The sequence below is a fragment of the Streptomyces spinosus genome (assembly GCF_020400655.1).
GTDB classification, from domain to species: Bacteria; Actinomycetota; Actinomycetes; order Streptomycetales; family Streptomycetaceae; genus Streptomyces; species Streptomyces argyrophylli.
Genome location: NZ_JAINRC010000008.1, coordinates 1 through 19,645, shown reverse-complemented (window position 1 = coordinate 19,645; position 19,645 = coordinate 1). Strand labels below are relative to the sequence as shown.

The following is a 19,645-nucleotide window of genomic DNA, read 5'->3' as shown; positions in this document are numbered from 1 at the left end:
GGCGACCGTTACTTCTTGCGGCGGCGCCCGCCCTTGGCCTGCCGGCGTCGCTCGGCCCGCGTGAGCCCGTCCGACTCGGACCGCACCGGCTCGTCCTCCTCCAGGTCACGCTCGACGATGCCGCCCTCACCGTCCACCGTCGGCGCGGAGAAGTGCAAGTCCCGCCGCTGCGGAACATCCAGCCCCTTCGCACGGATCTCGGGACGCGCGCCCGCCTGCGCAGGCACCGTGTCCTGGACGCCCTCGCCCACCGGCTGGGCCTCCTCGACCGGGACCTCCTCGACCTGCTGCTCGACCTGGACCTCCAGGTTGAACAGGTAGCCGACGGACTCCTCCTTGATGCCGTCCATCATCGCGGTGAACATGTCGAAGCCCTCGCGCTGGTACTCGACCAGCGGGTCCTTCTGCGCCATCGCGCGCAGGCCGATGCCCTCCTGGAGGTAGTCCATCTCGTAGAGGTGCTCGCGCCACTTGCGGTCCAGGACCGACAGCACGACCCGGCGCTCCAGCTCACGCATGATCTCGGAGCCGAGCTGCGCCTCGCGGGCCTCGTACTGCTGGTGGATGTCCTCCTTGATGGACTCCTCGATGAACTCGGCGGTGAGGCCGGCCCGGTCGCCGGCCGCCTCCTCCAGCTCCTCGATGGTGACCTTCACCGGGTACAGCTGCCGGAACGCGCCCCACAGCCGGTCCAGGTCCCAGTCCTCGGGGAAGCCCTCGGAGGTCTCGGCGCCGACGTACGCCGCGATGGTGTCGTCCATGAAGTGCCGGATCTGCTCGTGCAGGTCCTCGCCCTCCAGGACGCGCCGGCGCTCGCCGTAGATGACCTCGCGCTGCCGGTTGAGGACCTCGTCGTACTTCAGGACGTTCTTACGGGTCTCGAAGTTCTGCGTCTCGACCTGGGCCTGCGCGGACGCGATGGCGCGCGTGACCATCTTGTTCTCGATCGGCACGTCGTCCGGCACGTTGGCCATCGACATCACGCGCTCGACCATCTGGGCCTTGAACAGGCGCATCAGGTCGTCGCCCAGCGACAGGTAGAAGCGGGACTCGCCCGGGTCGCCCTGACGGCCGGAACGGCCGCGCAGCTGGTTGTCGATGCGCCGCGACTCGTGCCGCTCGGTGCCGAGGACGTAGAGGCCGCCCAGCTCCTCGACCTCCTCCTTCTCCGCCTTGACGGCCTGCTCGGCCTTCTCCAGGGCGGCGGGCAGGGCGGCGGCCCACTCCTCGATGTGCTCCTCGGGGTCGAGCCCGCGCTGGCGCAGCTCCGCCTCGGCGAGGTCCTCGGGGTTGCCGCCGAGCTTGATGTCCGTACCACGGCCGGCCATGTTGGTGGCCACCGTCACGGCGCCCTTGCGGCCGGCCTGGGCGACGATCTGCGCCTCGCGCTCGTGGTGCTTGGCGTTCAGCACCTCGTGCTGGATGCCGCGCTTGCTGAGCTGCTGCGAGAGGTACTCCGACTTCTCGACGGAGGTGGTGCCGACGAGGATCGGCTGACCCTTCTCGTGCTTCTCGGCGATGTCGTCGACGACCGCCTCGAACTTGGCCACCTCGGTGCGGTAGATCAGGTCCGACTGGTCCTTGCGGATCATCGGCTTGTTGGTCGGGATCGGGACCACGCCGAGCTTGTAGATCTGGTGGAACTCCGCGGCCTCGGTCATCGCCGTACCGGTCATTCCGGAGAGCTTCTTGTAGAGGCGGAAGAAGTTCTGCAGGGTGATCGTGGCGAGCGTCTGGTTCTCGTCCTTGATGTCCACCCCTTCCTTCGCCTCGATCGCCTGGTGCATGCCCTCGTTGTAGCGGCGGCCGGCGAGGATACGGCCGGTGTGCTCGTCGACGATCATGACTTCGCCGTCGATGACGACGTAGTCCTTGTCCTTCTTGAAGAGTTCCTTGGCCTTGATGGCGTTGTTCAGGTAGCCCACGAGCGGGGTGTTCACCGACTCGTACAGGTTGTCGATGCCCAGCCAGTCCTCGACCTTGCTGACACCGGACTCGTGGATGGCGACCGTGCGCTTCTTCTCGTCGACGTCGTAGTCGCCGGTCTCCTCGACGCCCTTGAGGGGGTTGCCGGCCTCGCCGCGCTTGAGGCGCGTGACCAGCTTGGCGAAGTCGCCGTACCACTTGGTGGCCTGGTCGGCCGGGCCGGAGATGATCAGCGGCGTACGGGCCTCGTCGATGAGGATGGAGTCGACCTCGTCGACGATGGCGAAGTTGTGGCCGCGCTGCACCAGCTCGTCCTTCGACCACGCCATGTTGTCGCGCAGGTAGTCGAAGCCGAACTCGTTGTTCGTGCCGTAGGTGATGTCGCACGCGTACTGCTCGCGGCGCTGGGCCGGCGTCATGTTGGCGAGGATGCAGCCGACGCTCAGGCCCAGGAACTTGTGGACGCGGCCCATCATCTCGGAGTCGCGCTCGGCCAGGTAGTCGTTGACCGTGATGAGGTGGACGCCGTCGCCGGACAGCGCGTTCAGGTACGCGGGCAGCGTGCCGACGAGGGTCTTGCCCTCACCGGTCTTCATCTCGGCCACGTAGCCGAGGTGGAGCGCGGCACCGCCCATCATCTGCACGTCGTAGTGGCGCTGGCCGAGGACACGCTTGGCGGCCTCGCGCACCGTGGCGAACGCCTCGGGGAGCAGGTCGTCCAGGCTCTCACCGTCGGCGTAGCGCTGCTGGTACTCCGCGGTCAGGGCCCGCAGCTCGGCGTCGGAGAGGTCGACGAAGTCCTCTTCGATGGAGTTGACCTGGTCCGCGATGCGGTGCAGCTTGCGCAGGATCTTGCCTTCGCCTGCACGCATGATCTTCGAGAGGACGGACACGGGGGCTGGTCTCCTTGCCGGTCGGGCCTGGGACGGTCGGTTTTCCTTCTGACGTACTGAGCAACGGCCATCGTATGCGAGGACCCGGCCGCGCCGGGAGGCCTGGCGGTCCGACGGCTGCCTCACCCGGGACAACGGACGGGACGACGGGATGGTGCCGCATCGGCGCGAGGAATTACGCGAAACGTGACCGGGCGCTCACCGATCGCGAAAATCCATGGCCGGGACCGGGCGTGCCGAGCAGAATCGGGCGATGGAACCCGTCACGCTCACCACGGACCGTCTGCTGCTGCGCCCGGTCGGCCCCGCCGACACCGACGCCGTGTACGCGGCGGCGCAGGACCCCGACATCCAGCGCTGGACCCTGGTCCCCTCGCCGTACCTCCCGGAGCACGCGACCTGCTTCACGGAGCAGACCGTCCCGGACGGCTGGTCGCAGGGCTCCACGTTCACCTTCGGCGTCTTCCTCGCGGGCGGGGAGCTGGCCGCCATGCTCGCCCTCATGATGCGCTCACCCGGCACGGCCGAGGTCGGCTTCTGGGCGGCCAAGGAACACCGCGGCAACGGCTACGTCGTGGAGGCCACGCTCACGGCCTGCCGGTGGATCTTCACCGAGGTAGGCGTCGACCGTGTCGAATGGCGTGCCGAGGTCGGCAACCACGCCTCCCGCGCGGTCGCCGAACGCGCGGGCTTCACCCTGGAGGGCACCCTGCGCTCCGGCCTCAACAACAAGGGCGTGCGCCGCGACTGCTGGGTCGGCTCGCTGCTCCCCTCCGACCTGGGCCTGCCCTCCACCGCCCCGTACCTGCCCGCGCGTTCCTGAGCCCGCCGGCCGTTCCCGGGGATTGGACAGCCCGTCGCGGGCTGTCAGTGGCACCCTCTATCGTCCGAGGCATGACGACCCTTCCGCGCCCGACCACCACTCTCACCGCGGACGACGCCCGCCGGATCGCCCTGCGGGCCCAGGGCCTGCTCGGCGCGCCCGACCGGCGCGCGGGCGTCCGCGGGGTGCTGCGCCACCTCGGCGCGGTCCAGCTCGACACCATCTCGGTGCTCGCCCGCTCCCATGAACTCGTGCCCTACGCCCGGCTGGGCGCGGTCGGCCGCAAGACCGTGGAGGCCGCGTACTGGACGGACACCCACGCCTTCGAGTACTGGTCGCACGCGGCCTGCATCCTCCCCATCGAGGAGTGGCCGCACTTCGCCTTCCGTCGCCGCGCCTACCGCAACCGGCCGCACTGGCACCACGAACTCCCCGAGGGCGCCTACGACCAGGTCATCAAGCAGCTCCGCGCGGAGGGCCCGCTGACCGCCACCGAACTGGGCGGCGCGAAGAAGACGAACGACTGGTGGGACTGGTCGGGCACCAAGGTCGCCGTGGAGCGCGCGCTGATGTACGGCGAGGTGGTGTGCGTGGAGCGGCGCGGCTGGAAGCGGGTGTACGACCTCGCCGAGCGCGCGGTCCCGGCCGAGCTGCTCCACGACGAGCTGGACGACTCCGAGTGCGTGCGCCGGCTGGTCAGGCTGGCCGGCGAGTCGCTCGGGGTCGGCACGCGCGCCGACATCGCCGACTATCACCGTCTCAAGGGCGAGCAGGTCGACGCGGTCATCGCGGACTCCGGCCTGGTGCCGGTCGAGGTCGAGGGGTGGGGCAAGCCGGCCTGGGCGGACCCGGCGGCGCTCGCGACGCCGCCGCGCGGCCGGCACCGCACCACGCTGCTGTCGCCGTTCGACTCGCTGATCTGGGAGCGGGCGCGCACGGAGCGGATCTTCGGTTTCACCCACCGGCTGGAGGCGTACGTCCCCAGGCCCAAGAGGGTCCACGGCTACTTCGCGATGCCGGTGCTCGCGGGTGGCCGGCTGGTCGGGCGTGTCGACCCGGCGCGGGAGGGCCGCACACTCGTGGCCAAGCGGGTCACCCTGGACGGTCCGAAGGCGGTCCCGGCGGTCGCCCAGGCCCTCTTCGAGGCGGCGGCGTGGGTGAACTGCACCGACGTCCGCGTGGAGCGCGTGGACGCACCCGAGCTGCGCGAGCCCCTGGGCAGGGAACTCGCCGGGCTGCTCGGATAGGAGCTAGCGGATCTCCAGGATCTTCTCCCGCATCGCGTAGACCACGGCCTCCATCCTGGAGTGCAGTTGCAGCTTCTCCAGGATGTTGCGGACGTGGTTCTTCACGGTGTTCTCGGAGATGAACAGCTCCTTGGCGATGTCCCGGTTGTTCATGCCCGTGGCGACGAGTTTGAGGACCTCCAGCTCACGGTCGGTCAGCCGGGGCGCGGGCACCAGCCGGCGCTCGTCGGTGCGCTGGATCATCGACTTGAACTCGGTGAGCAGTTTCGACGCCATCGACGGACTGATCTGCGACTGTCCGTCGGCCACCGCGCGAATCGCGGTGGCCACCTCGTCGGTCGAGATCTCCTTGAGGAGGTATCCGGTCGCGCCCGCCTTGATCGCGTCGTAGAGGTCGGCCTCCTCGTCGCTGATCGTCAGCATGATGATCTTCGCGCTGGGGGCGACCTCCTTGATGGAGGTGCAGGCCTCGATCCCGCCGCGCTTGGGCATGCGGACGTCCATCAGCACGATGTCGGGCAGCAGGTCGGCGGCCTTGTCCACGGCCTCGGCCCCGTCGCCGGCCTCGCCGACGACCTGGATGTCCTCCTCGGCCGCGAGCACGATCTCCAGGCCGCGCCGGAAGAGTGCGTGGTCGTCCACGACCAGGACTCTGATCGGCTCGCGCGACGAGCCCGCGTCCTGGTTGCCGCCGATGACATCGTCGTCGGCGTCCCCGTCCCGCATCGGTCCGAAGGTGTCCGCCATCGTTCCTCCCCCTGAAGGCTGTGGCCTGTGGTCCTGTGCCATCGCCAACCCAAGGCAGCGGCCCACCGGTTGGGCCGGTGCGGCCATGATTTCATGCCCGGGCGGCACCGAGGTGACGTGCGGGGCGCGAAGTGGTCGCACACCGGTGCCCCTGGGGGCGCATACGCGCTCCAGGGGCACCCGCACAGCTTCAGCCGAGTGGATCAGCCGCCCAGCGTGCCACCCGCCGCGGGGGGCTGCGTCTGTGCCTCGGCGACCATCGGGTCGGTGCTGAGGTGGATCACGCCGTAGTCGTAGGCGTGTCGCCGGTAGACGACGCTGGGTTCCTTCGTCTCGGAGTCGACGAACAAGTAGAAGTCGTGGCCGACCAGTTCCATCTCGTAGAGGGCCTGGTCGAGCGTCATGGGGGAGGCGACGTGGGTCTTCTCGCGGACGACGAGGGGGCCTTCACCCTTGACCTCCAGCGAGCCGATCTTCTTGGTCGGCACTCCGTCCGTGTCCTCCTCGTGGACGGGCTGGCCGCTGCCGTTCAGTGTCGCCGCGCCGGGGACGTGGTCGGGGACCTCTGCCGCCGAGATCCGCCGTGCGCCACGGCGCGAGAACCGCTTGTCGTGCTGCTTGCGCAGCCGGGCGTCCAGCTTCTCCGCCGCCAGGTCCAGCGCCGCGTACGGATCGCTGGCCGCCGCCTCCGCCCGGATCACCGGACCGCGCGAGCGGAGCGTGATCTCCACTCGGTCACAGCGGTCGGCCTGTCGGGGGTTCGGCTCCTTGGACACCTCGACGTCGAGGCTGATCACCTTGGCATCGAGCCTCTGGATCTTCTCCAGCTTCAGCTTCTCGGCCACGTGCTTGCGGAACCGCTCGGGCACCTCGGTCTTGCGGCCCTTGACGACGATGTCCACGCAGAACTCCGTTCCCGGAACGCCCCGCTGCATCGGCGGAGCATCTCCCTTTCGCACCAGATCCGGTGATCACCGGACCTCGGACTCGGTGACTTCCACCTCCTCCTCCCCCATGGGCGAGATCTCCACCCCACCGTGCGGGTGATTGTGTAAAACCCGCAGCACGGCATTCGGATATGAGAGGTGTGGCCTGCGCCTTTCCTCACACCCGAACATATCTCGCCCGGACGGATGTCGTCACCCTCTACTGCGACGTACCTCCATTCCGGTGAATTACCCCTGTCACTAGCTGGAACGATGCACCTTGACGATCAGTTCCTGTTCTTTTCGAAAGAATCGCGAGGAGCTGCGATCACGGCGGCATGGAGGAGCCGCCGCGAGGCGTTCGGCATCGCATTTTCCGGTGCACTGTGCACCGACTCCCTTCTCCCCGGCGGCGCACCGATCCGTCGTTCCTCCCTACCTTCCCGACTTGCGCCCGCGTACACGGCCGTCCTGCCCGAACGGAGGGACACGGCCGCCTCCCGCAGGGCCCGCGCCGCCTCCGCGAGACTGGCGCCCGTCGTCATCAGGTCGTCGACGAGCACGACGCGGCCCGCGCCGAGCAGCCGTGCGCCTCCCGGACTCAGCTCCAGCGCCCCGGCGAGGTTCTCCAGGCGCCGCCGCGCGTCCAGCCCCGCCTGGTCGGCCACGGGCCGCCGTTGGCGCAGCACGGCCGCCACCCGGGCCGGCGTCCCGGTGCGCCGCAGCTCCCCGGCCGCCGCGAGCGCCATCCGCCGCACCGGATCGTGGCCACGCGCCCGCACGGCCCACCGGGCCGAGGGCACGGGAACCAGCAGCACGGGCCCGGACCGGGGCCACCCGGCCGACCTCGCGCCGGCACCCGCTCCGTACTCCGCGTCCAGGCCCGCCCGCACGGCCCTCGCCAGCGCCGTGCCCAGCGCTCCCGTGAGCGTCAGCGCCCCCCGTTCCTTGTGTGCGAGCAACAGCTCGCGCACCTGCGCCGCGTAAGGGGCCACCGCGTGCACCACCGGCAGCCCGGCCGGCTCCGGCACCGGCCGCACCCGCCGCGCCGCGCTCCCGTGCAGCGTGGCCCGGCACCGCGGGCACAGCGCCGTACGAGGTGCGCCGCAACCCGCGCAGTCGGCCGGCAGCACCAGGTCGGTGAGGTCCTGCCACCACCCCCGCATGCCCACCACTGTGCCAACGCGACCACGGACCGGCCACCCCTGTGGACAACGCCCTGTGGACAACCCGGCCCGTGGCCACGGGAAGCGGGCCGTGCGCTCAGCCGCCGCGCGCTCAGCCCGGCCGGACCGTCCCGGCCGTCGCGCGCTCAGCCCGGATAGACCGGCGCCGACCCGTCCTTGTCGACCTTCTGCCACTGCGCCCCGGCCGGCAGCCGTACGATCCCGTCCTCCGAGTAGGCCACCAGCGGCACCCGGTCGTCCTCGGACGCGGCGACCGCCTTCACGCTGGTGAGCGCGCCCGGTGCCGGGCCGTCGAGCGTGGAGCCGTCGACCTGGACGTACCGCATCTGCTGCACGCCCCCCTGCTCCTGCCCGACGACCAGCAGCCTGCTGTCCCCGGCCCAGGAGATGGCGCTGACCTGCTCCAGGTCCGGTGCCGCCGACCGCAGTCCGTCCACCGAGATGCCCTGCCCGGTTCCGTCGTCGCGTTGGATCCGCCCGATCAAGAGGGACTGCTTGCCGTCCTTCTCCACGACCAGCGCGATCCGCGCCCCGTCGGCGGCCACCCGCACGTCCTCGATCCGGCCGGACAGGTCCGGTACGGCGACCGGCGCCGGTTTCTCGGCGCCCTGTTCCAGGACGAACAGCCGCGGCCGGTGCGGGTCGCGGTCGGCCACCCACAGGTCGCCACGTGCGTCCCAGCTCGGGGTGGCGAGCCGGTGGTCGGGGGTCGTACCGGCGCTGGTCATCAGCGGAGCGCCGAGCGACCCGCCCGACGCCAGCGACGTCACGTACAGCGTCCTGCCCTCGTCGGCGATCCCGGCCGCGGTCTGCTCGTCCCGCGACACCGCCACGGACTGCAGCCCCCTGCCGGCCTCGCCCAGCGGACCCGGCACCGGCGCGGACGCCGTCCCGGTGCTCCCGGTCTGCATCCGTACCATCCGGTGCTTGCCGTCGAGGAAGTACAGGAAATCGGGGCGCTTGGACGACCCGTGCCAGGCGACGGACTTGGCGCGCTCCCCGTTCACCTCGCACAGCCGGTCGTCACCGGTCCCCCGCAGCTCGACGGAGTCCAGCGTCGGCGCCAGGTTCCGCAGCGTGAACAGCATCTGCGTCGCCATCTCGGTGCACTTGCCCGGTGTCACCCGGGACGGCTTGAGGTTCAGCGGCACGGTCACCTTGTTCTGGTCGTCCGGTGCCAGTCCGGACACACCCTTCTGCAAGCCCGTACCGGTCGGGAAGCTCGACCTGACCACCGGCCGCAGCCAGGTGGTGGGGCCCTTCAGCAGCGAGCGGACCAGCTCGGTCATCGCGTCGACCTTGCTGCGCACGAACACCGGGTCGGCGACCGCCGCCGGCTGCCCGCTCGCCCCGACGGACGCGTCGGAGGCGAAGTAGTACTTGCCGACGGACGTGTAGTTGCGCTGGAAGTCCGACTTGCCCATGACGACGCCGTCCGGCAGCCCGTCGATGCGCCACTGCCCGCTCTTCGGGTCCTTCGTGAGGTGCAGCTTCTTGCGGTAGGTGCCGTCGGCGGGCTGGTAGGCCTGCTGCGCGTCCACCGTGGCGACCTGGCTTCCGGCCAGTACGCAGGTGACGCTGTTGGTCTCCTCCCGCCCGCCCGGACGGCAGTCGGTCTCGATGGTCGGCCCGTTCGCGAGGACGGTGGTCGACCGCTCGGGCCGCCAGGTGCGGGCCGCCTCGGCCGTCAGGTACTTACGAGCCGTGTCGTACCCCGGATCGTCGCTGGTCAGCGCCTCCAGGAAGCCCTGCATGATCTCGCCCGGACCGGCGCCGTCGGCCGGCGGCATGGCGAACACCCGGACCCCGGTGTCCTGCCGCGGCGTGGACTCCACGTCCCGCAGGTCCCCGCTGTCGGGCATCGAGGCACAACCGGCCAGCAGTACGGCACCCAGGGCGGCGTACGCCACCGCGCGCCACGACCGCCGCCGCGCGCCCCCCTCGCGGTCAGCGGCCACGAAATGCCTCCCCTGGCTCGGTCGAGTCCTCCGGCACGGCCGCGTCCGGCCGGCCCGCGCCCGCGCCGGGCGCCGGATGTGCGGCGGATCCGTCGACCGGGTGCCGTGCGCCGGCGCTGGGCCGGGGCACGACCCGCGCGCCGTTGCCGTTGCCGGGCAGGGCGGTGGGGTCGGCGGCCGGGGTGGACGTGGTCAGCCGCGGCGCGATCTCCGCCCGGGGCGGCAGCGCGGGCTGGACGCCGTTCTGCTGCACCGGAACGGTCGCCCGCTTCTCCTCGCCCGCCCGCGGCAGGCCGGCGTCGTCGAGGCCACGGTTGCGGCGGGAGTCCTTGGGCTCCAGCGGTATCGGTGAGCCGCGCAGCGGCTCGTCCGCCGTCCTGGGCAGCGTCAGCCGGAACTGCGAGCCGCCGCCCGGTTCGCCCCAGGCCTGCAGCCAGCCGCCGTGCAGCCGGGCGTCCTCCAGGGCGATCGACAACCCGAGGCCGGTGCCGCCGGTGGTACGCGCGCGTGCCGGGTCGGCCCGCCAGAAGCGGCTGAAGACCCGCGTCGCCTCGCCGGGCTTGAGGCCCACGCCGTAGTCCCGCACCGCGATGGCCACGGCTCCGCCCGCGGCGGCCAGCTTCACGACCACGTCCTTGCCCTCACCGTGCTCCACGGCGTTGACGACGAGGTTGCGCAGGATCCGCTCCACTCGCCGGGCGTCCGCCTCGGCGACGACCGGCTGCTGGTCACCGAGGACCCGTACGTGCGTGCCCTTGCGCTCGGCGAGCGGCTCGGCACCGCTCACGACCCGCCGCACGACCTCCCTGAGGTCTATCGGCTCGGCCTCCAGCGCCGCCGCCCCGGCGTCGAAACGGCTGATCTCCAGCAGGTCGGCGAGCAGCGACTCGAACCGGTCCAGCTGGTCGGCGAGCAGCTCGGCCGACCGCGCGGTGACCGGGTCGAAGTCCTCGCGCGCCTCGTGGATGACGTCGGCCGCCATCCGGACCGTGGTCAGCGGGGTGCGCAGCTCGTGCGAGACATCGGAGACGAACCGCCGCTGCATCCGCGACAGGTCCTCCAGCTGCTGGATCTTGCCCTGGAGGTTCTGCGCCATCTTGTTGAAGGCCTCGCCAAGGCGCGCGATGTCGTCCTCGCCGGTGACCTTCATCCGCTCCTGCAGCCGCCCGGCCGACAGCCGCTCCGCGATCCCGGCCGCCATCCGCACCGGCGTGACGACCTGCCGCACCACCAGCCAGGCGATGGCGCCGAGCAGGACGACGACGAACAGCCCGGCGGTGGCGAGCGTGCCCTTGACCAGGCTCAGGGACTTCTCCTCCTGCGTGAGCGGGAAGAGGTAGTACAGCTCGTACGGGCGGCCGTTGGGGTCGTTGACCTGCTTGCCGATGACGAGCCCGGGCTGCGAGTCCTTGCCGCCGTAGTAGACGATTCGCGTGTTGCTCTGGACGGCCGACGTACCGCTGTTGACCCGCTCGCGCAGGGCGGCGGGCACGCTGGAGGTCGGGTTGACGTTCCCGGAGCCGCGTGGGCTGCGTCCGCCGCCGCTGTCGTCGCCCACCGGCAGCGTGACCACGTCGAAGGCGCCCGCGCCGCCGCTGGACAGCGACTCCACGAGGTCGCTCATCCACTGGATGACGTTCTGCGACTGCCGCCCGTCCCCGGTCGCCGTGCCGTCGCCGGCACCGGTCCCGGCTCCCGCGCCGGTCCCGCCGGCCGCCTCGTCGGCCTTCTGCTTGGCCACCGCGAACCCGCCCGTGGCCTGGCTCTGCGACGCCTTGACCTTCGCGTCGAGCAGGCCGTTGCGCACCTGCCCGATCACCACGAAGCCCAGCAGCAGGACGACACCGAGCGACATCAGCAGGGTGGTGGCGACGACCCTGAGCTGGATGTTGCGCCGCCACAGCCGCATCACCGGCAGCAGCGGACGGCGCACCCAGCGCAGGAGCAGGCGCAGGACCGGGCTGCCCTGGACTCCGCCCTCGAGCAGCCCGCCGTCGAACATCGCCCGCCAGCGCGCACCCGCCGCCGTCCGGCCGACAGGCCGCCCCGGACGGGCCCCAGAACCGCCGGGGGCCGAAGCGGCGCTGTCCCCGGACATGTCAGCTCGGTCCGGCCTTGTAACCGACACCACGGACGGTCACCACGATCTCCGGCCGCTCCGGGTCCTTCTCGACCTTGGAGCGCAGCCGCTGGACGTGCACGTTGACGAGCCGCGTGTCGGCCGCGTGCCGGTAGCCCCACACCTGCTCCAGCAGCACCTCGCGGGTGAACACCTGCCAGGGCTTGCGCGCGAGCGCGACCAGCAGGTCGAACTCCAGCGGGGTCAGCGCTATCGACTGCCCGTCCCGCTTCACCGAGTGTCCGGCGACATCGATGACCAGGTCACCGATGGTGAGCTGCTCCGGCGCCGGCTCCTCCGACCTGCGCAGCCGCGCCCTGATCCGGGCCACCAGCTCCTTCGGCTTGAACGGCTTGACGATGTAGTCGTCGGCGCCAGACTCCAGGCCCACGACGACATCGACGGTGTCGCTCTTGGCCGTGAGCATCACGATCGGCACACCGGACTCCGCCCGGATCAGCCGGCACACCTCGATGCCGTCCCGTCCGGGCAGCATCAGGTCGAGCAGCACCAGATCGGGCTTCGCCTCACGGAAAGCGGCCAGCGCCTTGTCGCCGTCGGCTACGAAAGACGGCTCAAAACCTTCACCACGCAGCACGATGCCGAGCATCTCGGCCAGTGCGGTGTCGTCGTCGACGACAAGGACTCGTCCCTTCATAAACGACATCATCCCATTCTCATAACAGCGACAGGCGCCCTGGTGAGGCAGGTCACTGGCCGGTGACGATAGTCGTACGGGGCCGTCACTGTCTGCCCCTGTCCCTCGCCGATGATGCCGCTCGCCGGTGTCAGCCCGACGCCGACGGGGCCCCCGCCGCGGACCGGGCGCACAGATCCGCGAGCGCCTCGGCCGTCACGGGCGAGACCACCCCCTCCTCGGTGACGATCGCCGTCACCAGTTCGGGCGGGGTCACGTCGAACGCCGGGTTGTACGCCTGCGTCCCCAGCGGCGCCACCGGAATCCCACCCCCCACTCCGGCCGCCTGAGGCGCCGCCACTTCGGTCACCTCGAAGCCGGGACGCTGCTCGACCTCGATGGACGCCCCGTCGGGCGTGTCCAGGTCGACCGTCGTCAGCGGCGCCACCACGATGAACGGCACATGGTGGTACCGGGCGAGCACCGCGAGCGGATAACTCCCCACCTTGTTCGCCACCGAACCGTCGGCCGCGATCCGGTCCGCCCCGATCACCACCGCGTCCACCTCACCCGCCGCGAACAGGGAACCCGCCGCGTTGTCCGTGAGCAGGGTGTACGCCATGCCGCTGCGGGCCGCCTCGTACGCCGTCAGGCGAGCGCCCTGCAACAGCGGACGCGTCTCGTCCACCCACAGCCGCCGCAGCCTTCCCGCCCGGTGCGCGGCGAGGGCCACCGCGAAGGCCGTGCCCTCCCCGCCCGACACCAGCGACCCGCTGTTGCAGTGGGTCAGGATCCGGTGCCCGCCGCCGGACAGCAACTCGTCCAGCAACGCCAGACCATGGTCCGCCATCCTGGCGCTGGCCTCGGCGTCCTCCTGGTGCAGCGCCCGCGCGGCGGCCAGCGCAGCCACGGCGGCCGCGGTCGGGTCACCGGTCCGGGCCAGCGCCGCCTGGTGCGCCGCCTGCGCCCGGCGCACCCCGACGGACAGGTTCACCGCGGTGGGCCTGGCCTCCTCCAGCGCCCGCGCCGCCTCGGCCACGTCGAACCCCCGCGCGGCGGCGAGCGCGACGCCGTACGCCCCCGCGATGCCGAGCAGCGGCGCCCCGCGCACGGCGAGCGAACGGATCGCCTCCACCAGCGCCGCCGCGTCCGTGCACACCAACTCGACCTCTTCGGCCGGAAGCCTCGTCTGATCCAGAAGGACCAGTACGGGACCTTCTGGTGGTTCCTCCCATCGGATCGCCGGTATCTCGGTCGGCCGCCTGTCCCCACCGGTTCGCGCCTGCTGATCAACCATGCCGTCAGTCTGCCCCGGATCCGGCGGACAATTGAAGGCGTCCGGCCCCCACCGTGGCCGGTCCCCCGGTGACCAGCACATGGCACGATGGCTGCCAACCTGCCGCCGCGACCGCGGACGGGCACCAAGAAGGAGCTTCGATGACTGACACTCCGGGCTGGGCCTCGCCCGGATCCGCCCCGTCGTCCGAGGGGCGGGAACCCGGTGCGTCCGGCCCCGCCGAGCCCGCGGACCGCCCCGCCCTCACCGAACCCGCGCCGCAGCCGGGCCCGGACGCGCAGGGCCCAGGTTCGAAGTGGTCCAAGGAGCAGCCGCCGGCCGGCCAGTGGTCCGCGCCCACCGGTGCCCCGAGCCCGCACCAGGCCCCGCCGCCCCCGCCACCCGGACCGGGCTGGAACGGCGGGCAGCCCGGCGGCCCCGGCCAGGGCGGCTACGGTGTGCCCGGCGGCGGATACGGCGGCCCCCCTCCCGGCTACGGCGGTTACGGCACCCCGGGCGGCTACCCCGCCTGGGGCGGCGGCTGGGCAGGCCCGCCGCCGGCGGCCAAGCCCGGCGTCATCCCGCTGCGCCCGCTCGGCGTCGGCGAGATCCTCGACGGCGCCGTCTCCACCATGCGCACCTACTGGCGCACGGTCCTCGGCATCGCGCTGGCCGTCGCCGTCGTCACGGACACCTGCCTGGTGCTCGTCCAGGGCTTCTTCGTCAACGACGCCCGCACATCGCTCGACAGCAGGACCGCCACCTTCGACGACGTCTACCGCTCCCTGCGCGAATCCATGATCGGCACCGGGATCGTCACGGTGATCTCCGCAGCCGCCGTCATCGTCGCCACCGCCCTGCTCACCACCATCACCAGCCGCGCCGTGCTCGGCAGGCCGGTCAGCACCGGCGAGGCCTGGCGCGAGGCCCGCCCGCAGATCCCGCGGCTGGCCGGACTGCTCCTCCTGCTCGGCCTGATCACCGTCGGAGTGATCGCCGTCGGCGCCGTGCCCGGCTTCCTGGTCCTGCTGAGCGGCGGCAGCGGCATAGGCGGATCCGCCCTGTTCGCCCTGGGCATCCTCGTAGCCGTCCTCGTCGCGGTGTGGCTGGCCATCCGCTACTACCTGGCCGCCCCCGCCCTCATGCTGGAACGCCAGAGCGTCACCAAGTCCATGAGCCGCTCCGCGAAGCTGGTGCGCGGCTCCTGGTGGCGCGTCTTCGGCATCCAGCTCCTCGCCTGGCTCATCGCCAACATCGTCTCGGCGGTCATCACCATCCCCTTCGCCCTCATCGGCGCCGCCGTCGGCGGTAACGGCATGGACGACATCCTCGGCACCAACGGCGGACACGTCGGCTGGGCGTTCCTGATCATCCGGGGCGTCGGCTCCCTGATCGGCACCACGCTCACCCTTCCGATCAGCGCCGGAGTCACCGTGCTCCTCTACATCGACCAACGCATCCGCCGGGAGGCCCTCGACCTCGAACTGGCCCGCGCCGCCGGCGTCCAGGGTTACGGCACCGGCGTCCCCGGCCCCGTCCCCGGGAGCTGATGCGGTGAGCCTCACGGGGGGAGTTCTCACGGCGGCGCCCCCACCGGGCACCGCCACCGCCGTCGCGGGCCGGCTGCTGCGCGCGACGGACCGGGTGGTGCTGGCGGCCGGTGGCTCGGGGGACGAGCCACCGGTGACCATCGGACGTGATCCCGCACGCGAGGCGGCCCGGCGCGAACTGTCCAAGGGCATGTACCACGAGAACGACCCCAGCCTGCTCCAGCGCGCCCTGAACGCGTTCTGGGAGTGGCTCGACCGGGCCCTCGGCTCGGCAGCCTCGGCGACCCCGGGCGGCGCCGTCGGCCTGGTCGTCGTCATCCTGTTCGTCGTCGCCGTCCTGGCCGCCCTGTGGTGGCGCCTGGGCACTCCCCGGCGCCGACCCGCCCCGGCCGCCGTCCTCTTCGACGAGCGCCCCCGCAGCGCCGCCGAGCACCGGGCCGCCAGCGAGGCCCACGCGGCCCAGGGCCACTGGAACCAGGCCGTCCAGGAACGCATGCGAGCCCTCGTCCGCGCCCTGGAGGAACGGGCCCTGCTCGACGTACGCCCCGGCCGCACCGCCGACGAGGCAGCCGCCGAGGCCGGGCGCGTCCTGCCCGCGCACACGGACCGACTGCGCGCCGCCGCCCGTGAGTTCGACGACGTCACATACGGCGGACGCTCGGCCGACGAGCCGTCGTACCACCGCCTCGCCGAACTCGACCGCGACCTCGAACACACCAGGCCGGCCCTCGCCACCAGCCCCACAGGCGCCACCACGAAGGCCCGGAGCACCCGCGAGGGGGCCGCCGAGTGACCACCGAGACCACCCCGCCGGCCACCTCCACCGCGCCCACCGGCCGCCAGGTGTGGACCCGCACGCGAGGCATCGCTCTCGCCGCCGTCCTGCTCCTGGCCGCGGCCGTCGCCATGGCCGCCGTCCGCTCCACCACCCGGCACGGCGAGCTGGACCCGCGTTCCCCCGACCCCTACGGCAGCCGGGCCGTCGCTCAACTCCTCGCCGAACGCGGCGTCTCCACCCGGGTCGTCACCACCCTCGGCGCGGCCCGCGCCGCCGCCGGGCCGGACACCACGCTGCTCGTCGCCGTACCCGACCTGCTGACCCACCGCCAACAGAGCGAGCTGCGCGCGGCGACCGCGTCCGCCGGCGGGCGGACCGTCCTCGTCGCGGCCGGCAGCTGGTCCGTCGAACGGCTCGCCCCCGGGGTCTCCGCGGACCCCGCCACCAGCGACAGCTCCACCCTCGGCCCGCACTGCACGCTGCCCGAAGCCCGGCGCGCGGGCCCCGCCGACACCGGCGGCATCCGCTACACCACCACCCGTCTCGACGCCGACTCCTGCTACCCCAGCGAGCGCCTCGCCACCCTCCTGCGCGTCCCCGCGGCCTCCGGAGGCGGTGACACCGTCGCACTCGGCGCGCCCGACATCCTCTACAACGACCGCCTCGACGAACAGGGCAACGCCTCGCTCGCCCTTCAGCTCCTCGGCTCCCGCCCCCATCTGGTCTGGTACCTCCCCTCGTTGTCCGACGCCTCCGCCACCGAGAACGGCGAGCAGAAGAGCTTCCTCGACCTGCTCCCCTCGGGATGGCTCTGGGCCACCCTGCAACTGTTCATCGCGGCCGTCCTCGCCGCCTTCTGGCGGGGACGCCGCTTCGGCCCGCTCGTGCCCGAGAAACTCCCCGTCGCGATCCGCGCCTCCGAGACCGCCGAGGGCCGCGCCCGCCTCTACCGCAACGCCAACGCCCGCGACCGCGCCGCCACCGCTCTTCGCACCGCCACCCGCACCCGCCTCGCCCCTCTCGTCGGCGTCCCCGTCACCCGGGCGCACACGCCCGAGGCCCTGCTCCCCGCCCTGTCCGCCCACCTCACCGGCGACGGACAGGCCCTGCACTCCCTCCTCTTCGGACCGCCGCCCGGCGACGACACGGCCCTCGTCGCCCTCACCGACCAACTCGACGCCCTCGAAAGAGAGGTACGCCGTTCATGACGGACCCGACCACCGACAACGCCGGGCAGAGCGGGGACCCGGACACCGCCCGGGCCTCCCTGGAGGCCCTGCGCGCCGAGATCGCCAAAGCCGTGGTCGGCCAGGACCCCGCCGTGACCGGCCTCGTCGTCGCCCTCCTCTGCCGCGGACACGTACTACTAGAAGGAGTCCCCGGGGTCGCCAAAACGTTGCTCGTCCGCGCCCTCGCATCGGCACTCGAACTCGACACCAAACGCGTCCAGTTCACCCCGGACCTGATGCCGAGCGACGTGACCGGCTCCCTCGTCTACGACACCCGCACCGCCGAGTTCTCCTTCCAGCCCGGCCCGGTCTTCACCAACCTCCTCCTCGCGGACGAGATCAACCGCACCCCTCCCAAGACCCAGTCGTCCTTGCTGGAGGCCATGGAGGAACGCCAGGTCACGGTCGACGGCACCCCCCGCCCGCTCCCCGAGCCCTTCCTCGTCGCCGCGACGCAGAACCCGGTCGAGTACGAAGGCACCTACCCCCTCCCCGAAGCCCAACTGGACCGCTTCCTGCTGAAACTGACGATCCCTCTGCCCTCCCGGCAGGACGAGATCGACGTCCTCACCCGGCACGCCTCGGGGTTCGACCCTCGCGACCTGCGCGCCGCCGGCGTACGTCCGGTCGCCGGCCCCGCCGACCTGGAGGCGGCCCGTGCCGCGGTCGCCAAGACGACCGTCTCCCCCGAGATCACCGCCTACGTCGTGGACATCTGCCGCGCCACGCGTGAGTCGCCCTCCCTCACCCTGGGCGTCTCCCCACGCGGCGCCACGGCCCTGCTGGCCACCTCGCGCGCCTGGGCCTGGCTGACCGGCCGCGACTACGTCATCCCCGACGACGTGAAGGCCCTCGCGCTGCCCACTCTGCGCCACCGGGTCCAGTTGCGCCCCGAGGCCGAGATGGAAGGCGTGACCGCTGATTCGGTCATCAACGCCATCCTCGCCCACGTACCGGTCCCCCGCTGATGGCCCTCACCGGACGCGCCGCCCTCCTCGCGGCCCTCGGCTCCATCCCCGTCGGCATCCTGGAGCCGAGCTGGACGGGCATTTTCGCGGTCAACGGCCCCCTGGCCCTGGCCTGCGCATGCGACTACGCACTGGCCGCGCCGGTACGTCGTCTCCAGCTGAGCCGCTCCGGCGACAGCTCGACCCGGCTCGGCGACACCGCCGAGGTGACGCTGACGATCACGAACCCCTCCCGCCGCCCGCTGCGGGCACGACTGCGGGACGCGTGGCCGCCGAGCAGCTGGCGGCCAGGCACCGAGATCGCCGCCTCCCGGCACGAGCTGACCGTGCCACCGGGCGAGCGCCGGCGCGCGACGACCCGGCTGCACCCCGTCCGCCGCGGCGACCACCGGGCCGACCGCGTCACGATCCGCTCCTACGGCCCCCTCGGACTCTTCTCCCGCCAGGGCGCCCACGAGGTTCCCTGGTCAGTACGGGTTCTGCCCCCGTTCACCAGCCGCAAGCACCTCCCGTCGAAACTCGCCCGATTGCGTGAACTCGACGGCCGCACCAGCGTGCTGACCCGCGGGGAGGGAACGGAGTTCGACAGCCTGCGCGAGTACGTTCCCGGTGACGACACCCGCTCGATCGACTGGCGTGCCACGGCCCGGCAGTCCGCCGTCGCCGTCCGCACCTGGCGCCCCGAGCGCGACCGGCACATCCTGATCGTCCTGGACACCGGCCGTACCTCGGCCGGCCGGGTGGACGACGCGCCGCGCCTGGACGCCTCCATGGACGCGGCCCTGCTGCTCGCCGCCCTTGCCTCGCGCGCGGGCGACCGCGTGGCCCTGCTGGCCTACGACCGCCGGATCCGAGCCCTGGTCCAGGGCCGCGCGGCGGGCGATGTGCTGCCTTCCCTGGTCAACGCGATGGCCACCCTGGAACCGGAACTCGTCGAGACCGACGCTCGGGGCCTCACCGCCACCGCGCTGCGCGCCGCGCCCCGCCGCTCCCTGATCGTCCTCCTCACGACGCTGGACGCGGCACCGATGGAGGAGGGATTGCTTCCCGTGCTGCCGCAGCTCACTCAACGACACACTGTTCTGGTCGCCTCGGTGGCGGATCCCCGCATTGCCCGCATGGCGCAGGCCCGGGGGGACATGGAGGCGGTGTACGAAGCGGCGGCGGCCGCTCAGGCGCAGGACGAGCGTCGACGCACTGCCGAGCAGCTTCGCCGTCATGGAGTGACGGTGGTGGACGCGACACCGGAGGAACTGGCGCCGGCGCTCGCGGATGCGTATCTGGCTCTCAAAGCGGCGGGCCGGCTCTGACGGGTGCCGAACCGTCGGTGTCCCTTCGGGGACGTCTCATGGTCCTTAAACGCAGAAAACCCCCGCACCGT

General features: G+C 72.0%; 15 protein-coding genes. 7 read left to right on the top strand and 8 right to left on the bottom strand.

Annotated features, from left to right (window positions below):
- Nucleotides 1-8 precede the first annotated feature (8 nt).
- Entirely contained in the window at nt 9-2,819 is a 2,811-nt protein-coding gene (gene secA, locus LG395_RS16345; RefSeq protein WP_225810251.1) for a preprotein translocase subunit SecA, read from the bottom strand.
- 253 nt (nt 2,820-3,072) lie between these two features.
- Between secA and LG395_RS16340 the strand changes: the two genes are divergently transcribed.
- Together LG395_RS16340 and LG395_RS16335 are read left to right on the top strand one after the other, a co-directional pair.
- Nucleotides 3,073-3,642, top strand: coding sequence for a GNAT family N-acetyltransferase (locus LG395_RS16340; RefSeq protein ID WP_171155715.1), 570 nt, complete (start codon nt 3,073-3,075; stop codon nt 3,640-3,642).
- 71 nt (nt 3,643-3,713) lie between these two features.
- Nucleotides 3,714-4,889 (top strand): winged helix-turn-helix domain-containing protein, encoded by a 1,176-nt coding sequence (locus LG395_RS16335; protein ID WP_225810250.1) that lies wholly within the window; start codon nt 3,714-3,716, stop codon nt 4,887-4,889.
- 3 nt (nt 4,890-4,892) lie between these two features.
- On the opposite strand, the gene LG395_RS16330 is transcribed toward LG395_RS16335, so the two are convergent.
- The 7 genes from LG395_RS16330 to mtnA form a co-directional block, all read right to left on the bottom strand.
- Nucleotides 4,893-5,636, bottom strand: coding sequence for a response regulator (locus tag LG395_RS16330; protein WP_171155711.1), 744 nt, complete (start codon nt 5,634-5,636; stop codon nt 4,893-4,895).
- Between the two features lie 203 nt (nt 5,637-5,839).
- The gene (gene hpf, locus LG395_RS16325; protein WP_372463375.1) at nt 5,840-6,538 is read right to left on the bottom strand and encodes a ribosome hibernation-promoting factor, HPF/YfiA family; all 699 of its coding nucleotides are present in this window, start codon (nt 6,536-6,538) and stop codon (nt 5,840-5,842) included.
- Between the two features lie 311 nt (nt 6,539-6,849).
- On the bottom strand, nt 6,850-7,728 hold the full coding sequence (locus LG395_RS16320) for a ComF family protein (RefSeq protein WP_225810249.1): 879 nt from the start codon (nt 7,726-7,728) through the stop codon (nt 6,850-6,852).
- Nucleotides 7,729-7,874: 146 nt separating this feature from the next.
- A complete protein-coding gene (locus LG395_RS16315; protein WP_225810248.1) occupies nt 7,875-9,707 on the bottom strand; it encodes an LpqB family beta-propeller domain-containing protein in 1,833 nt (610 codons plus the stop codon).
- Nucleotides 9,697-11,805, bottom strand: coding sequence for an MtrAB system histidine kinase MtrB (gene mtrB, locus LG395_RS16310; protein WP_225810247.1), 2,109 nt, complete (start codon nt 11,803-11,805; stop codon nt 9,697-9,699). Before mtrB ends, LG395_RS16315 begins: the two co-directional genes overlap by 11 nt.
- A 1-nt stretch (nt 11,806) precedes the next feature.
- Nucleotides 11,807-12,496, bottom strand: a complete 690-nt coding sequence (mtrA, locus tag LG395_RS16305; RefSeq protein WP_005316841.1) for a two-component system response regulator MtrA — start codon at nt 12,494-12,496, stop codon at nt 11,807-11,809.
- Between the two features lie 118 nt (nt 12,497-12,614).
- Nucleotides 12,615-13,760 (bottom strand): S-methyl-5-thioribose-1-phosphate isomerase, encoded by a 1,146-nt coding sequence (gene mtnA / locus LG395_RS16300; RefSeq protein WP_225810246.1) that lies wholly within the window; start codon nt 13,758-13,760, stop codon nt 12,615-12,617.
- A gap of 140 nt (nt 13,761-13,900) precedes the next feature.
- Between mtnA and LG395_RS16295 the strand changes: the two genes are divergently transcribed.
- The 5 genes from LG395_RS16295 to LG395_RS16275 are packed head-to-tail and all read left to right on the top strand — an operon-like array spanning nt 13,901 to nt 19,574.
- Entirely contained in the window at nt 13,901-15,289 is a 1,389-nt protein-coding gene (locus LG395_RS16295; protein ID WP_225810245.1) for a glycerophosphoryl diester phosphodiesterase membrane domain-containing protein, read from the top strand.
- Nucleotides 15,290-15,293: 4 nt separating this feature from the next.
- A complete protein-coding gene (locus tag LG395_RS16290) occupies nt 15,294-16,082 on the top strand; it encodes a DUF4129 domain-containing protein (protein WP_372463302.1) in 789 nt (262 codons plus the stop codon).
- Nucleotides 16,079-17,275 carry a DUF4350 domain-containing protein gene (locus tag LG395_RS16285; protein WP_225810244.1) on the top strand — a complete coding sequence of 399 codons (1,197 nt, stop codon included), beginning with the start codon at nt 16,079-16,081 and terminating at the stop codon, nt 17,273-17,275. Before LG395_RS16290 ends, LG395_RS16285 begins: the two co-directional genes overlap by 4 nt.
- Nucleotides 17,272-18,264 carry an AAA family ATPase gene (locus LG395_RS16280; RefSeq protein WP_171155697.1) on the top strand — a complete coding sequence of 331 codons (993 nt, stop codon included), beginning with the start codon at nt 17,272-17,274 and terminating at the stop codon, nt 18,262-18,264. Before LG395_RS16285 ends, LG395_RS16280 begins: the two co-directional genes overlap by 4 nt.
- The gene (locus LG395_RS16275) at nt 18,264-19,574 is read left to right on the top strand and encodes a DUF58 domain-containing protein (protein WP_225810243.1); all 1,311 of its coding nucleotides are present in this window, start codon (nt 18,264-18,266) and stop codon (nt 19,572-19,574) included. The genes LG395_RS16280 and LG395_RS16275 overlap by 1 nt, the downstream gene beginning before the upstream one ends.
- The last annotated feature ends 71 nt before the right edge of the window (nt 19,575-19,645 follow it).

Excerpts from the sequence above, each read along its gene's own strand:
- LG395_RS16340 (WP_171155715.1), top strand. The coding sequence starts at position 3,073 with ATGGAACCCGTCACGCTCACCACGGACCGTCTGCTGCTGCGCCCGGTC.
- LG395_RS16335 (WP_225810250.1), top strand. The coding sequence starts at position 3,714 with ATGACGACCCTTCCGCGCCCGACCACCACTCTCACCGCGGACGACGCC.
- LG395_RS16330 (WP_171155711.1), bottom strand. The coding sequence starts at position 5,636 with ATGGCGGACACCTTCGGACCGATGCGGGACGGGGACGCCGACGACGAT.
- LG395_RS16320 (WP_225810249.1), bottom strand. The coding sequence starts at position 7,728 with ATGCGGGGGTGGTGGCAGGACCTCACCGACCTGGTGCTGCCGGCCGAC.
- mtrB (WP_225810247.1), bottom strand. The coding sequence starts at position 11,805 with ATGTCCGGGGACAGCGCCGCTTCGGCCCCCGGCGGTTCTGGGGCCCGT.
- mtrA (WP_005316841.1), bottom strand. The coding sequence starts at position 12,496 with ATGATGTCGTTTATGAAGGGACGAGTCCTTGTCGTCGACGACGACACC.
- mtnA (WP_225810246.1), bottom strand. The coding sequence starts at position 13,760 with ATGGTTGATCAGCAGGCGCGAACCGGTGGGGACAGGCGGCCGACCGAG.
- LG395_RS16295 (WP_225810245.1), top strand. The coding sequence starts at position 13,901 with ATGACTGACACTCCGGGCTGGGCCTCGCCCGGATCCGCCCCGTCGTCC.
- LG395_RS16280 (WP_171155697.1), top strand. The coding sequence starts at position 17,272 with ATGACGGACCCGACCACCGACAACGCCGGGCAGAGCGGGGACCCGGAC.
- LG395_RS16275 (WP_225810243.1), top strand. The coding sequence starts at position 18,264 with ATGGCCCTCACCGGACGCGCCGCCCTCCTCGCGGCCCTCGGCTCCATC.